Genomic DNA, 14,339 nt, shown 5'->3' with positions numbered 1-14,339 from the left:
ACGCCACATGCGCCTAAGCCGGATTGAGATCGAGAACTTCAAAGGGATCGGCAACGCACAGATCATCGATCTGAAGCCGATCACGCTCCTCTTCGGCCCGAACAGCGCCGGTAAAAGCACGATCCTTCAATCGCTGCACTACCTCCGCGAAATTCTTGAGCGCAACAACGCGGACCCCGACCAGACAATCGCCGGCGGCCTGATTGATCTCGGCGGGTTTGCGACGCTCGTTCATGACCATGACCTGGCTCGGCCGATCAGGCTCAAGGTCAAGCTCGACCTGACCGACCGGCAGGGAGATGAGCGCTTGCCGCTTAACTCTGGCGGGTCTCTCACTGATGCCGAATTCGAAGAGCTAAGGCTCCGCTATCTGGTCGGAGAAAACACGGAGCTACAGGACTTTGCGGTCGTCGAAGAAGTCGGCCTTGAAGTCGAGATTCGCTGGAGCGAGCAGCTGCGAGGCCCATTTATCGCGGCGCTCCGCGTCGAGATGAACGGCGATTCAGTGGCGGCCATTCACTCGCCAGCCCAGGCGGGCCGCGCACAACTGACCGAGTTCAATTTCGAGCACCCTCTGCTGCGGCGGATCACAGATCCGCACGACGAACCTGATGAAGTTGAAGCGCATTATGCCAGTAGCCCCCTAGAGGATGAGGTTGCGCAGCTTGCGCGCGAGGTCGCGCTCGACCGGCAGACAACGAACACCGAAGATGACCAATTCCGAATTGCGGTCGGGACAACGCTAGGAGCGCTGCCCGATCTGGATCGACCCCTAGTCGTCGATCTTCGTGACCCCGACGCGAGGAAGTTCGAACTGGAAAGTTCGACTCCGCGCGTGCGTGGACTTCGCCGGCTGCTCGACGAGCTAGTACTCGGCCCCGTGCGCATCATCCGCGATTACCTCGGCACCGTGACCTACATCGGCCCCCTCCGTGAAATCCCGAGCCGAACCTACAGACCCCGACTTTCACCGGACGAGGCCCGCTGGGCGCAGGGCCTCGCGGCATGGGATCTTCTCTACACGGACACGTCAGGGAAGCTCCTTGTTGAGGTCAACGCGTGGCTCTCGGGCGACGAGCGGCTTCAAACCGGCTATCGGCTGGAAAAAGTCGAGTTTAAAGAAATCCCGGTGCCCGGAGCGATGCATCAGCTCTTCGAGCGCGGGCTCACAGAAGATGATCTAGGCGTACTGCAAGAGCTCTACGCAGGATTGGCCTCACGCTCTGACATTGCCCTTCGCGATTTCGAGAAAGGCATCGTCGTCGCTCCGAGCGATGTCGGCGTCGGCATATCGCAAATGGTTCCTGTCATCGTCGGCGCCCTCCAAAACAGCTCTGGCATCCTCGCGGTCGAACAGCCCGAACTTCACGTTCACCCTGCGGTCCAGGTGGGCCTTGGCGATCTCTTCATTCACGCCGTCCAAGTCAGCGAAAGCACCATTGGGCCGGGCAAGGCGCTGCTTATCGAGACTCACAGCGAGCACATCATGCTGCGCCTGCTTCGCCGCATCCGCGAGGCGAGCGAAGGCGAGCTCCCACCTGGCGTGATCGGACTAGCGCCCGAGAACCTCTCAGTCATCTACGTCGAGAACGATGGCGATGGCGTGCGCTTCCGTCCCCTTCGCGTCGACAACGAAGGTGAATTCATTGATCGGTGGCCGAAGGGCTTCTTTGATGAGCGCGCCGAGGAGCTTTTTTAGTGCTCTTGGAATTCGGGCTTGAACCCAAGGTGGTCGGCGCTGACTGGCGTCAATGCAAGTATCTCCTTGAGAAGTTCGGATTTGATCGCGGCCGGCTGATCGCGGCATTTCCCAAGCAGTGGCAGAGAGCGGTCCACGAAGCGGCTGCCGACTTAAGTGACATGGACCGCAAGCGCGTCGAAACCCTCCTCGCACGGGCGAAGAGTGCTTTGGTTCGCAGTGGCCGAAACTACGACCCAGAACTGGAATGGTTTGCCAATGCCGTGGCCCAGCAGGCCGTGTCACCGTTCCACGCGATCATAGCAGACCAGAACTCAGATGGGCGCGACGATGTACTCGTTGCCGCGGATGTCGATGAGGAAGTTCCTCTGTTCCAGAGCTCTCACGGATGGCAAGTCCAACGGACCGGAGCCGCGCTGGCAGAGGCGATGGGGCCACTGCTCAGCTATTCCCGAGAGATATGGTTCGTGGACCCGTTTTTCAGCGTGTTGGAACTGCCCTACGTGGAAACCTTGCGAACCTGCTTGGCTGCAGTAGCCGCCTCAGGAAATGTCGGGGCCAAGCTTCAAATCCACTATCGAGAAAATGACCGGCGTCCGCCGACCGACGAACTTGAACGACGGATCCCAAGATCACTGGCCGGCGTCATACCCGCTGGGATGTCCATTTCGCTTCATGCCTGGGCCGAGCGCGACGCAGGCGAGGACATGCACGCCCGCTACTTGCTAACGGATCGTGGTGGTCTGAGTGTGGAGGCCGGCTTTTCCGCTGTGGGGCCCCACCAGAACGTCGACCTTCACTTGCTGACGCCCCAAGTATGCGAAGCCAAGCGCAGAGCCTTCGCGGACGGCGCTGCGTACAAGCAGGAGGGGCCAGTTCTGATTATTGGGTCGGACTGTCAGGTGACCCGGCGGTAGCTGGCCGAATCAATACCGCCTTGGTGCGGCTTTTCCACCGACCCGGATGAGGCCCAGGCACCACAAAGCCCTTCCCACCGCATACCCACGCAACTCCCACGCGGAAGCGCCTTCCGGCTTATCCCGGCCGGGCGTCAAAGCTAGCGCTGCTCTGGGAAGGTGGTGCCGCTTGCGTGACTCGAACACGCGACCCCCTCATTACGAAAGCGATGGGACGCATATTTATATAGAAAAATCAGCTATTTAAATCGGTCTTGGTCGGATTATTTTACCGAAATTTTCTTTCATGTGGGCGGCCTACTGGGAGGACGTGTGGCCTAAATAATGAGGTAAATTCAATAACATCAACCTCATTCCCACGTCACACTTCTTTTCCCTCATGCCTGTCCCCACGCCTCAAAACTTCCACCCCTATGACACCGCCCGTGTGTCTATTTCCGTGCTGGATGATAGTGGCCGGAACTGGAATGAACTCGCTCGCCTTCCAGAGCTTGAGCGAGCCATCCGTGGCTGCCCGGATCGCTATTTTGTGACCCTAACAACCCGTCGGGCATTCACCCCAGGCATCATGACCGCTGAAGTCGGCAAGGTCTTGCATCGGGTCAACGGCAAACTTTTTGGAACGCATTATTCTCGCAAAAAAGCAGTGCGGCTTGCCGTCTATGCCGTACAAGAGCGTAGTCTGAATGAAGGCTTGCACACCCACCTCATTGTTGGCGTGCCCGAAGGAAGCTTGGCCTTGAAAGCTAACCCTGCCTCTTTGGATGCAGGGGCATTGATCGTGTCAGAGTGGGTTGATGCGGATCCAGAAGCTCGACGTCACACCGCTCAAGATGCCCAAGATGTCTACGACTTCGCCGGAGCATCTAGCTATGCCCGCAAAACCGTTCGCAGCAGTCACGGGTTCGACAACGTCGATCTTCACAACTGCTCGCTTCCATATCGGTCGTCTGCCCTGTCGTAATTGACGGGATAATCCATAAAGCCGAGCGCAGACGGTTTCCCTTGACCCCCTAGTCCCAAGCTTGGCGATCCGCCTGGATCGCCTTGATTATAGAGACATGTCTAAAGCTGACTGTAAGATAAGGATAAAAGGGCCGAAGGCCACCGACGAGCGAAGTGAGGAGGTTAATTTAAGCGGGGCGGACGGTGGTCGGGTAAGGTGCTAAATTTCTCGCTCTATAGCTGGCACGATGTGATCGTTCCAGTGTTCGAATAGCCTCATACAAGTTAATCGATATATAAACCAGCAAGCATATTTTGCTTCATAACTGAAGCAGTGATCGGTGGTTATTTTTCCATGGGCCATTTCATGGCGAAGAGCTGGTCCGGCTCGATCATGAAAGATGAGATCTATCTCGTCGATGACAGGTTCTGAAAGTAATTTCCCTAGAAGGTCTCGATGGTCGCTTAAAAGGGCAGATATGGATCGGTCTTCTTGGATTAGATCAGACTGAATCATGGATGGATCTGTGCCCACTTGCTTCAGTACGTATCTCAAAGAATTTTCAAGTTGTGGCAGCAGGATGTGAGTAGCCGACACTGCATCTCCCTGCATCATCCGAGCGAAGCCCAGAGCGAAAATGTACTCGTTCTCTGGAGGAACGAATGGACTGTGGCTGACAATCGGCATGAAGTGCCGCTCTTCCAGGGCGTACAGTGAGGCAATGTGCCGACGAACTGGCTCAAACTGCCCGGCAATCATTGTCTGTCGATAGGGGCCTTGGTTGCGGGAAATCGTATGGCGCAGCGCCTGCTCATCCTCGTTGCCGTCTAGGTTCCCGCCCGGTGATCGGAATATGACCTTTCCTTCTGCATCCACTCTGGTCGTTCCAAACAAAGATGACAGGGGGGAGGATCGAGATATTTTGAGGGCTTCCTTTTTGAGGTCTTCCATCGGTCTCGAGCGAGCTAAATCGGCCAGTAGGCCTAGTTTGATGCCTAGAGAGAGACCCTCAAATTCTGAAAGCGTGGCTTCAACCAATTCGGTCAGATCCACTCGGTGGCTTACGCTCCCCATCTGATCGAGTGCATCTTTCTGACTTTCCCGAAGCTCTGCCTCAAGAATTTTACGGCGTTCCCTCGTGCCTCGAATTCGGCGGAATGTGTTAATCGCATCCATGAGCCAACTTGCGCTCGCCATGCCGTTCATTTGCCGGGCCATACGCACGAGTTGTTCGGCAGCTTCGATCTCGCAACGGGTGGCGTTGTCTTGATCCTTAGCCTCCTTGTACCCGGCTGCTGCAAGCTGCCAGACACGTTGGAGAAGCGTCGGATCCTTATCTGCGCTCGTAGTTGCATATTGTTCGGCGGCGACAGCGATGGTTAGCGGCTCAAAAATGTCGTATTGAAAGCAGAGCTTTGCTGTGCTGAGCCAGCAACCTAAGTCCGCCGTGGTGGCAGCCAACATTGCTTTTGCGCCGTCCACAACGTTCGCAGGTAGATCGCCTCGTCCGCTGATGTTTCTGGCAATACGAAGAGCTCTTCGAAGAAGATCTATACCTTCGTATGGAAACTCAGCTTCTTTGCCAAATCTCGGTTTAAGGGCTCCCTCGATCAAGCCGGAAGCGCAATCGATATAGCCCGAGATAGCGGCTTCGGCCGCAGAACGGTTCTTCTTGTCATTCAGCCAGAGTGTATCAGCCAGTCTCGCTCTAAGGCCTGGGTGTTTGGCCTTCTTAAGTGCAGCGGTTAAGGCGGCTGATGCCTGGTCGTTTCGATAGTCGGATGGAATTGGCGACCGATTTTGACCGTTGGAGAACATTGAGCCGAAGGGCTCGGCGGGATCTGAAGGCTTGAAGTGAAAACTGCACACACCGCCGAGAAGGCGGAAAACCCTGACCGCCTGAGCATCGCCATCTGCCTCGGCGGTCTTGCCAGCGGCAATGAATAGACTGTCCAGACCACCAGCTTCAGCCAGTGGAGAATCTTTGATGGCCTCTTCGAAATCGATCGCCTCGACGTCGGCCGCAGAGGCCTCGTCTTCCGAGAGCGCTTTCAGATTTCCAGAATTGTCCACTTCGAACTCCGTTGGTGTTTCGAACAAAGTGGCAACACAACCGATAAAATGGAAGCTGAAATAGTCTGTAAGCGAGGGGCGAAATGTCAGGGAGTTCTATCGGAATCGCCTTCTACGTGGTCGATACGCCTGAGTAGATTTTGGACGGTAGAAGGGTGCCAAGTTCTCGACCGTGCTGTCAAAATACCGGCATCGTTCAGACGGCGGGCAATGGCAGAGGGGGATGTCACGCCTGCTGTCCTCCAATGATTCAGGGTTTCCTCTAGATCACGAGCTCGTTGGACAGCCCCAGCCTGCACGGCAGCTACGGCATTGGCGTTCGCCTTCATCGCCTCTTGGATGGCTTTGGTCCCATTCGGGTTGCCTAGACGGATAAGCTGACGCCCGGATCGGGGGGATGTGTACGGCTGGCCATCGGCAAGACGCTGTTTGATTATCGACAGGGCTTCTTTAGTCCGGCGGGAAATGGCTTCTCGTTCGGCCTGAGCGATCACGGCCAATACGCCAATCGTGAGATCATTGGCGTCGGGTATGTCGGCGGTGATGAAACGAACGCCGCTGTCTCTGAGCGTTAGAAGTAAGGCGGCGTTGCGGGAAAGCCTGTCAAGCTTGGCTATCACCAGAACGGCCCCTGTGAGTTTGGCCTGGTTCAGGGCAGCCGCTAGCTGGGGACGGGTGTTTCGCTTGCCGCTCTCAACCTCCGTAAACTCGGTCAACAAAACGAGGCGACGCTGCTGAGCCAGATTGTCGACAGCAGATTTCTGAGCGTCGAGGCCGAGACCGCTTCGTCCCTGTGCAGCGGTGCTGACCCGATAGTAGGCGACCGCCTTCATTCGTACCTCCATGAGCGCCGTACAAAACCGCCTAACCAACGTCAGGCGGTTTTGCCCCATCCGGGCTGAGGTCTAGGCCGTCAACTTTAGCGGCCAAATTCCTCCGACGGCTGAGTTAAATAGGATCGGAGGATGGATAGGGCTGTTGTCCTTCATCGAAACCCGATGGAGGTCCTCCTGAGATTTAGGAGGCGTGAATGAGTGTTTTGAACAGCCTGAAGTTGGCAAATAGCGATGATCGGAAGCTTGGCTACGATCCGGTGAGAGTTCGGCGCAAAAAACTGGCTGCTGCTCTTCACGATCAACTGCATCTTCTAGAAGCGTCGCAGGCAGGCGGCACCTATAGCAAGGTGAAGATCAAACGGGCTCGTGACCTCGAATCCGATGAAATGGTGGATGTCGAACAGCGCCGTAAGGTCACGCCATGGTGGTGGATCGATGACGACGGCGTGGTGAAGTTCTCAATCCGATACGGGTCGATCAGATTGACAGTGAAAGATGGCAAAGATGCTCTGATCGTGCCATCGCTGGCCCATCTTCAGAAGATACTGCCGTCGTTGCGGCAGGAAGTGTTGGCGGGCGGCCTTGACGAAGCCTTAGCGGTTGCGGCTGACGCTCTCCAAGCGAAGTTTCGCACCCCGCCCAGTCCGAAAGGCTGAAAAGGTGATCAGGCCGGATCGCTCCGGCCTGATACATTCTTAATGGCGGCCTTAATGGCTTAATGGCGGCGAGCGTTAAGCCTGACGATAACAGTCGGATCATCGAACATTTTGCCTGGTTTGGCGGTGCCGATAGCCAGGGTCCAATACGGATTCGTCTCCCACACCGTCATAAGCGCTGACTGATCCTCGTCACCTTCCAATACGATGTGCGAAGGCGAGCCAAGTTCGGGACGGAGTAGTTTGATAGCCGACAACACATAATCGTTGGCGTCCTCCATCGATGCTGTCTGCATGAGGCGAGTCAACTCGGCCGAGTCCGGAAACGGGCCGGAAACAGTGAGCGGCAGATAGCCGTGGCGTTTCAGAGCGGACAAATAGTTCTCAGGCGGTAGACCAGCCCAATCGTCCGCATTCTGTGGAAGTGTAACGATCAATTGGTCGCCATAGCAGGGCTGGGGACAATGCTCGTCGGCGGTGATCCAAGTTTGCTTCATCGAAATCTCCTTAAAATATGAAGCTTTGAAAATAGCCTGGGTATTCCGGGCATACGTCGAGGTCAGTCGATCAGGTCGCTGACATCGAGGTATCGGGTTGGCCGCCGGAAGCTGAAAAGCTTGTCCCGGTTGGACTCGGCGGTGAGTGAACTGGCGTAGAATCGGTCGATCATTTCGACGCTGGTTCGGCACGCTCGGGCTAGCGTTACGAGATCGACATCGCCCTGTTGCAACCGCATGGTGATTGCGGTGTGGCGGAGAGAATAAAGAGTGCGCTCGTCCCCGTTCGGCCCTTGCAGAAGCCCTGCGTGGGTGAGGGCTAGGCGGAATTGGCGACGGATAATTTCGTGTGCGTAGGCCCGATTGGGTCGATGCGGAAGGAAGAGGTAGTCATCAGGTTTGCCAAAGCCCCTCGCCTTTTGCGTTGTCAGAATGCGATTATAAATGAGTACGGCAACAGGCATGGTTATGATTGGGTCGGCGTGACCCTTGGACGGCGGAGCGTCCACCCGCAGATATGCCGGACCGTCCTTGTCGGCAGGAACGACCGTGACGTGCTTGTGCCGAAGCACAAACATGTCACCCGGACGGAAGAAGCCGTTGACCATGAAGGTGACGAAGTCTCGCAACTCCCTATCAATCGGAGATGCTTTCCAAGCGAGGGCCGGTTTGCCGCCCTCGACCTTTTTTAGGGATCCCAGAAAGCGATGGTATTCGTTCCGTTTGAAGGCGGAGCGAGGGCTGGCCTTTTGCGGCAGTCTTGGAATGGCGGGCATTTGACGGATCAACCCGTCGTCATGCGCCATCCGCAGAACTTTGCTGACGAATGATAGGATGGCGGCGATCGATGTTGACTTCAGCCCCTTGGCGGCCAGCACGTCACGGAATTCTCGCAGTTTCCGAGAGTCGATTTTGCTGAGCGGTGTGCTGCTAAAAAACGGTTCGCAGTGCTTCCTCAGGCGATCCCGATAGTCCACCACCATTCGGGGCTTGTTCTGGCCAATGAGGACCCTTGCCTCGCCGTCGGCTATAGTAGCGGCTGCCGCTACTGAAAATGTAATGGTTGTATTCTTCATCTTAAGGCTCAAGGCATAGGTCTTCGCTATCGTCTTTCGACAAGTTAAAATCTGCTCTGACGGGTTGAATTTGACGTATAGAAGGGAGCGCTAGGATTTTGATCCAAGCGGTATTGAAGTAGTGGGTTTTAAGGGGGCGAGCTGTTCACTCGATTTGCAGAATATACTTCAAATGGACGGAAAATGCAAGCCTTTAGACTTGACGTGCGCCCATAACCGTGCGGTCGAGCAACACCTCATCTTCGTTTTTTCAACGGCCCGCAAATGCCGATGGCGTAAGGGTTGGCAGAGGTCAAATCGGGGTGCGGTTTTCGGGCAACGCCGGTTTCGATGCCTCCTGCACGATTCAAAGGGAAAATTATCTTCGTGCAGGAGAGCGAATTTTGGCGGTCTGAACCGCCTTGCGGCTCGGTTCACGGCGGCAGCTAGGCCAATGCCATCCACCGGCTCAAATCGCTGGAAAAACGATTTGAACCGGCATCCTCACACCCTAAGAGTTAGGGCCGATAATCTTGCAGAAAAAGTCGGCGTTTGGCGGTCTCGTTCGTCATGCAGGCTGCAGCAGCCCAACCGACAGACCCAAGCTCGGGATTTGCACATTCTCTATCCCTGCTCTTGATCCAAGAGAGCTGAAGCTGTCGAAGGTTCTCCTTCGCTGGGGTATCGAGCCGTGAACGTAAAGCTGCATACTCAGCGTTAAGACGCTGGTCCTGAAACTGCTGTTCCGATTCCCAACAGCCGGTGCGCTCAGGCCCTACGAGGTCGCCACAGTCAGATCGATTGTAGAGAGCCCCTATGCGTTCATCATCGTCCCGTGAGGCTGCGTAATCCTCATCGGTTCTTTCCCACTTGTAGTCGCCTGGATCGGACGTGACGTCGTTTTCCAACGCCCGTTCAGCATTCAGTGTCTCAGGAGGTGCGGTGCCAGCTTGCCGGTCTTTCGTTTGTAACGACGTCAGAAACGAAGGATCGATCTTCACTTTATCAATTCGCCAGGAAAAGGGGCCGGTGCGCCGCATCTGAATGTCGAATTTCTGGTCGGTGCCGATAGACCGGAGGGTGAATTCATACCGGGCGAGGGTCAGATAACGCCCTCGGGCGGTGAAGGTCGGCATGCCGTCTCGCACATGGCGAAAGTCCGGCAGGGCGCTTCGGGTATCGCCAAGAAAGTTGAAGGGCACGTCCTCACCCCTTGCCGCCTTCTCCAGCGCCAACGGTGTGACCAATTGGTCGACAAGAGCGTCTGCTGCGGCATCTACGATAGAGTCGCCTATGCCGCTGAACATCATGGCGAAGGGATCACCGCTCGAAGCGATTTCGCTGCGATAGGTCGCCTTCATCATGTCCTTGGCGTCGATCTTCAGCGCCGTCCGAATGGCTGGGAAATCGACCAGTTGTTCCAGCTTAGATCGATCACCGATCTCGGCAGCTTTTTCGATGCGTCCAGGCATCCACATAGGGGAGATCCAGACGGTTCCGGCCAGAAGTGCTCCAACGAGAACGAAAGCCCCTCCGGCGATGTATAGCGTTCTGCGTTGAGGCAGCCTCTTCCTACGCCGCTGATTGGCCAGCCTGTTCAGTTCTTCGATATCCTCCGCCGTGTACCCATCCGGGCGTTCATCGCTTTGGTGATGAATGGTGGCGAACAGGGCTGGAATGACAGGCTCATCGTCGGACGAGGACGTGTCGTGGGTCATGGGAACATATCCAGCGCCAAAAATGCAGTTAGGCCCAATCCCGCCAGCGGCATTCCAAGGGCAACGCAGCAACCGACCGCTGCACCGGCTTTTCGCTGTCGCCCGGCTCTGGTCAGAGGGATGCCAATATCCCTGGAAATTTTGCGTTTTGCGTCGCTCAGCCCAACGGCCCGAGACAGGGAGAAGCTGAAACCTGGCGGGAGACCATTGCGACGGCGGCTCATATCCGCCGGCCCTCCATCTTGGCTTTGGTGGCTCCGTAGAAAGCCCACAGTATGAAGACGACGAATGGCTGAATCAGCGTCATCGCCAAGCCTGTCAGGAGGCTAGTCTTGTAGATGTTGACGATCAGCAGGATCAGCCAAATGGCCCCAAAGAAGCCGAAGCCCATCGGTAGGGCATCACCTGTCTGCGCTCCCAACGAGCCGACGAAGACACCTCCAAAGAAGCCGACGAGATAGAGGGCGTTCCACCAGTTGAGGATCAGCGGCCATCCGTATTTCTGCATCGTGTGATTGGCGAGGCCACGGACCACGAGCAACGACGCCACAATGGCGATGATCGGCAGGATGAACAATGCGCCGACACCTAGGCTGCCTAGGCCAGATCCCTGTCGTCTGGGCTGCGAGGCTGGGGCAGCTTCTTGATCCGAAACGGCCATCTCCGGCTGGGCCGGACCATCATATGTTGGCTGGTCCGCATTATTAGACTCACCGATAAAAGGTTGCTCGGGTTCAGCGGGCGCCGGATTGAGCGGACCATCGATCCGCTGAGGCGCATCCGTCCTAGAAGTAAGTGGATATGGTCGTTCGACAGGGCTTGAAACTCGGTCCTTTATGACCGGCATGTCGGCAACTTGCGGGGTTTTAGCCGTGGCGTATTCGAGCGCCCGTAGTTCCTCAGCATAGGCCTGAACGATGCACTGTCGGTCGCTTCCACATGCCGAGAGGCCATTAGCCCACGCCGTGTGATTATCCCGTACTCTATTGGGTTCAGTCGCCTCATCGAGAGCGTTGCGGTAAGCCAGATCAATCTGCCGGTCCCTGGCCGACAGATCAGGGTCCCGACAGATAGTCGCCACCGCCTCCGATCTAGGGCGTCGACAATCGAAGCTTGATTGCGCTTCGGCGCTCATCGGGGCCGTGATTATGGCGAGCGTCATCGCCATCATGAGTTTTCTGATCATCATTGCCCCTTCCAATCAACCCGACGCACCCTCCGCTCCGGCGGCTGAGTGAGGCAACAGGGCCGATATTCATCGTAATGAATAAACTCAGCCGTGTTCCGCCGTCAACGCATGAGAGATGGACATCAGGATGTTGATCGGCCGAAACGTCAGACGCCATAGGGTGGCGAAAGGGCTCACCCAGGAAGAACTGTCCGCCCGTTGTGATTTTGATCAGCGGTACATCAGCCAGGTCGAAAACGGTCTGCAAAATCTGACCGTTCTGAGCCTGTACGAATTATCGCAGGCGCTGGACACGACACCCGTTGCCCTTGTCACCCCCGACGAGGAAGCGGCCCGAGTAGGCTGATAAGCAGCCTATTGGAGGCTGCTCATGTCAAACGAACCTACCCCGGCCGATCTGTTTACGGCCGCCGTTGGTGATCGGGTGAGGGAGTGGCGAGAAGCCGTAAATCAGTCTCGGGCCGAACTGGCGGGATCGGCCGGGATATCTGTCGGCTATCTCGGCAAGATTGAGCGGGGCAAAGCCGCCGCTACTATCACGACCATACAGGCCATCGCCGTGGCGCTTGGGGCGTCTGTATCGGAACTGCTCGACGTGGAGGGGGAAGGACTGGGTCTCGCCGCAAAGACGGCTTCTAAGCCTTCCGACGCTTAAACTGTACCCTCTGGGGCGATAGTTGGAAGGCGGTGTCGAAACCGGCTTCTTGTTGAATGACCCAAGCTGGCCGCCCACCGTAATCGACCGTGTTGGCCCAAAATTGCTTTGTACGAGTGTACTTCTTCATCGGCCCGACGAGAGCTTCGACTTCCTCAATCGTCATCGTGAATTCGTCGCCGACGGCGCTCTTCAGATGATTGATAAGAGGCCGATACTTCCGAGTGCTAGGCATCGAACATCTTAATGGCAACGCTTGGGGCCCATTAGCCACAGTCCATCTGCACAGGGAAGTAGTGGTGCCGCTTAGGTGACTCGAACACCTGACCCCCTCATTACGAATGAGGTGCTCTACCGGCTGAGCTAAAGCGGCTCCGGCTGCGAGGGCCGTGGCCCTGCGCGAGAGGGGGTCTTTATACGGACGCGCCGCGCTTGCCAAGCGTCGGATTCAAGATCGCGAGCAATGCGGCTTCGTTCGGGGCGGTCGCGATCTGCGGATCGAGGCCCAGGGCGGCGAGGGCGGCCGCCGCGGCGGGGGAGATGCAGGCGATCCGGGCGTCCTGGAGCCGGGCGGCGTGGCGGTCGGCCAGCAGTCTGGCGGCGCGGGGCGAATGGATCAGGACGGCGTCGAAGGCGGCGGGGGCCGTTCGGGGGATCGGGGTCGTGCGATAGACGGGCAGGGCGTGGGCCGCGATGTCGCGCGCGCCGGCCAGCGTCAGGGCGGCCGTCATGTCGCCGGCCGGGGTTTCGGCCTGGGGGATCAGGACGGCGGCGCCGGACAGGCTGGCCGCGATCAATCGGGCCAGTGCGATCAGGTCGCCCCGGGCGGAGCGGACGTCGGAAAAGCCGGCTGCGGACGCTGATTGGGCGGTGGCGTCGCCGACGGCGAAGACGGGGTGGTCGCGGCGCGGCGTCAGGGGGACGAAGGCGGCGACGCCGTTGGGGCTGGTGAAGGCCAGGGCGTCGAAGGCGGTCAGATCGGGCGGAACGGGCGTCAGGCGTTCGACCGCCAGCAGGGGGGCGACGATCGGCTCCAGCCCCATGGCCGTCAGGCGCGCGGCGGTGCTAGAGGCGCCGGGCTCGGCGCGGGTGATCCAGACGCGGGCCGGGAGCGGGGCTGAGGCTGGGGCGGTCATCCGTCCAGCGTCGCGGGATCGACTTCCTGATCGCCGGCGAAGGCGTGGACCTCGGACCCCAACCGCTGGCCCAGGGCGCGGGCGGCGGCCGCATCGGCCTGGGGCAGTTCGCCCACGCGGCGCCAGCGGGCGGACCCATCGGGGCTCAGCATTTCGGTGGTCAGATGCAGGATGTCGTCGGCGATGCGGGCATAGGCGCCGACGGCGGTGCGGCACGATCCTTCCAGCGCTGTCATGGCCCCGCGCTCGGCGGCGACGCACAGGGCGGTCTCGGCGTGGTTCAGGGCGGCGACCCACGGCGCGTTTCGCAGGGCGTCGATGTCCGATGCGCGGGTCTGGAGCGCCAGCGCCCCCTGGCCGGGCGCGGGCAGGAAGGCATCCAGCGACAGCTTCTCGCGGATGTGATCGGTGACGCCCAACCGCGTCATGCCCGAGACGGCCAGGAGGATGGCGTCGAACTCTCCATCGGCGGCGCGACGCAGGCGGGTGTCGATATTGCCGCGCAGCATCTCGACCTTCAGGTCGGGCCTCAGGGCCAGAGCTTGCGCTTGCCGACGAAGGCTGGCGGTGCCCAGACGCGCGCCGAAAGGCAGGGTGTCGAAACTGTCGAAGTCGCGGCTGACGAAGGCGTCGCGGGCGTCCTCGCGTTCGGGGATGGCGGCGATGCACAGGCCGTCGGGCTGTTCGGCGGGCACGTCCTTCATCGAATGGATGGCGATGTCGATGCGGCCGTCCAGCAGCGCCTCCTCGATCTCCTTGGTGAACAGGGCCTTGCCGCCGATCTCCAGCAGGCGGCGGTCCTGAACCCGGTCGCCGGTGGTGACGATCTCGACCAGGGGCACGGCGGTCGCGATCTCGGCCTCGGGCACGCCCAGGGCGCGGCCGATGGCGCGCTGCATCATGCCGGACTGGGCGAGCGCCAGCTTGGAGCGCCGGGTGCCGATGCGAAGAGGAAAGGTCAT

14 protein-coding genes and 1 tRNA gene are annotated in these 14,339 nt (G+C 58.4%); 6 read left to right on the top strand and 9 right to left on the bottom strand.

What is annotated here, in order from left to right; translation table 11 throughout:
* Positions 1-7 precede the first annotated feature (7 nt).
* The 3 genes from SH203_RS09630 (at position 8) to SH203_RS15315 (ending at position 3,580) form a co-directional block, all read left to right on the top strand.
* Positions 8-1,699 (top strand): DUF3696 domain-containing protein, encoded by a 1,692-nt coding sequence (locus tag SH203_RS09630; RefSeq protein WP_087120722.1) that lies wholly within the window; start codon positions 8-10, stop codon positions 1,697-1,699.
* The gene (locus SH203_RS09625) at positions 1,699-2,616 is read left to right on the top strand and encodes a hypothetical protein (protein ID WP_087120721.1); all 918 of its coding nucleotides are present in this window, start codon (positions 1,699-1,701) and stop codon (positions 2,614-2,616) included. Before SH203_RS09630 ends, SH203_RS09625 begins: the two co-directional genes overlap by 1 nt.
* A 427-nt stretch (positions 2,617-3,043) precedes the next feature.
* On the top strand, positions 3,044-3,580 hold the full coding sequence (locus SH203_RS15315) for a hypothetical protein (RefSeq protein ID WP_143275713.1): 537 nt from the start codon (positions 3,044-3,046) through the stop codon (positions 3,578-3,580).
* 201 nt (positions 3,581-3,781) lie between these two features.
* On the opposite strand, the gene SH203_RS15310 is transcribed toward SH203_RS15315, so the two are convergent.
* Entirely contained in the window at positions 3,782-5,635 is a 1,854-nt protein-coding gene (locus SH203_RS15310) for a hypothetical protein (RefSeq protein ID WP_143275712.1), read from the bottom strand.
* A gap of 86 nt (positions 5,636-5,721) precedes the next feature.
* Positions 5,722-6,468: a recombinase family protein gene (locus SH203_RS09620; RefSeq protein ID WP_087120998.1), complete on the bottom strand. Its 747-nt coding sequence runs from the start codon at positions 6,466-6,468 to the stop codon at positions 5,722-5,724.
* Positions 6,469-6,665: 197 nt separating this feature from the next.
* Here SH203_RS09620 and SH203_RS15305 point away from each other — a divergent pair, with 197 nt between their 5' ends.
* Positions 6,666-7,127: a hypothetical protein gene (locus SH203_RS15305; protein WP_143275711.1), complete on the top strand. Its 462-nt coding sequence runs from the start codon at positions 6,666-6,668 to the stop codon at positions 7,125-7,127.
* Positions 7,128-7,186: 59 nt separating this feature from the next.
* Here the strand turns inward: SH203_RS15305 and SH203_RS09610 are convergent, their stop codons facing one another.
* The 4 genes from SH203_RS09610 to SH203_RS15300 form a co-directional block, all read right to left on the bottom strand.
* Positions 7,187-7,624 (bottom strand): hypothetical protein, encoded by a 438-nt coding sequence (locus tag SH203_RS09610; RefSeq protein WP_087120719.1) that lies wholly within the window; start codon positions 7,622-7,624, stop codon positions 7,187-7,189.
* A gap of 62 nt (positions 7,625-7,686) precedes the next feature.
* On the bottom strand, positions 7,687-8,712 hold the full coding sequence (locus SH203_RS09605) for a phage integrase SAM-like domain-containing protein (protein ID WP_087120718.1): 1,026 nt from the start codon (positions 8,710-8,712) through the stop codon (positions 7,687-7,689).
* Positions 8,713-9,197: 485 nt separating this feature from the next.
* Positions 9,198-10,397: a DUF2939 domain-containing protein gene (locus SH203_RS09600; RefSeq protein ID WP_087120717.1), complete on the bottom strand. Its 1,200-nt coding sequence runs from the start codon at positions 10,395-10,397 to the stop codon at positions 9,198-9,200.
* 220 nt (positions 10,398-10,617) lie between these two features.
* A complete protein-coding gene (locus SH203_RS15300; RefSeq protein ID WP_143275710.1) occupies positions 10,618-11,586 on the bottom strand; it encodes a lysozyme inhibitor LprI family protein in 969 nt (322 codons plus the stop codon).
* A gap of 127 nt (positions 11,587-11,713) precedes the next feature.
* Between SH203_RS15300 and SH203_RS09585 the strand changes: the two genes are divergently transcribed.
* The gene (locus SH203_RS09585; protein ID WP_200808889.1) at positions 11,714-11,932 is read left to right on the top strand and encodes a helix-turn-helix domain-containing protein; all 219 of its coding nucleotides are present in this window, start codon (positions 11,714-11,716) and stop codon (positions 11,930-11,932) included.
* Between the two features lie 24 nt (positions 11,933-11,956).
* Positions 11,957-12,241: a helix-turn-helix domain-containing protein gene (locus SH203_RS15965; protein WP_087120713.1), complete on the top strand. Its 285-nt coding sequence runs from the start codon at positions 11,957-11,959 to the stop codon at positions 12,239-12,241.
* Positions 12,242-12,538: 297 nt separating this feature from the next.
* On the opposite strand, the gene SH203_RS09575 is transcribed toward SH203_RS15965, so the two are convergent.
* The 3 genes from SH203_RS09575 to hemC form a co-directional block, all read right to left on the bottom strand.
* Positions 12,539-12,614: transfer RNA gene (locus tag SH203_RS09575), tRNA-Thr, on the bottom strand.
* A gap of 40 nt (positions 12,615-12,654) precedes the next feature.
* Positions 12,655-13,377, bottom strand: a complete 723-nt coding sequence (locus SH203_RS09570; RefSeq protein WP_087120712.1) for a uroporphyrinogen-III synthase — start codon at positions 13,375-13,377, stop codon at positions 12,655-12,657.
* A complete protein-coding gene (hemC, locus tag SH203_RS09565) occupies positions 13,374-14,339 on the bottom strand; it encodes a hydroxymethylbilane synthase (protein ID WP_087120711.1) in 966 nt (321 codons plus the stop codon). The genes SH203_RS09570 and hemC overlap by 4 nt, the downstream gene beginning before the upstream one ends.

Source organism: Brevundimonas sp. SH203 (assembly GCF_002157625.1).
In the GTDB taxonomy this organism is placed as follows: domain Bacteria; phylum Pseudomonadota; class Alphaproteobacteria; order Caulobacterales; family Caulobacteraceae; genus Brevundimonas.
The sequence above is the reverse complement of the archived record's forward strand: the minus strand, read 5'-3'. Positions and strand labels throughout refer to the sequence as shown.

Excerpts from the sequence above, each read along its gene's own strand:
- SH203_RS09585 (WP_200808889.1), top strand. The coding sequence starts at position 11,714 with ATGTTGATCGGCCGAAACGTCAGACGCCATAGGGTGGCGAAAGGGCTC.
- SH203_RS15305 (WP_143275711.1), top strand. The coding sequence starts at position 6,666 with ATGAGTGTTTTGAACAGCCTGAAGTTGGCAAATAGCGATGATCGGAAG.
- SH203_RS09620 (WP_087120998.1), bottom strand. The coding sequence starts at position 6,468 with ATGAAGGCGGTCGCCTACTATCGGGTCAGCACCGCTGCACAGGGACGA.
- hemC (WP_087120711.1), bottom strand. The coding sequence starts at position 14,339 with ATGACCTTTCCTCTTCGCATCGGCACCCGGCGCTCCAAGCTGGCGCTC.
- SH203_RS09630 (WP_087120722.1), top strand. The coding sequence starts at position 8 with ATGCGCCTAAGCCGGATTGAGATCGAGAACTTCAAAGGGATCGGCAAC.
- SH203_RS15965 (WP_087120713.1), top strand. The coding sequence starts at position 11,957 with ATGTCAAACGAACCTACCCCGGCCGATCTGTTTACGGCCGCCGTTGGT.
- SH203_RS09610 (WP_087120719.1), bottom strand. The coding sequence starts at position 7,624 with ATGAAGCAAACTTGGATCACCGCCGACGAGCATTGTCCCCAGCCCTGC.
- SH203_RS09570 (WP_087120712.1), bottom strand. The coding sequence starts at position 13,377 with ATGACCGCCCCAGCCTCAGCCCCGCTCCCGGCCCGCGTCTGGATCACC.
- SH203_RS09600 (WP_087120717.1), bottom strand. The coding sequence starts at position 10,397 with ATGACCCACGACACGTCCTCGTCCGACGATGAGCCTGTCATTCCAGCC.
- SH203_RS15300 (WP_143275710.1), bottom strand. The coding sequence starts at position 11,586 with ATGATGATCAGAAAACTCATGATGGCGATGACGCTCGCCATAATCACG.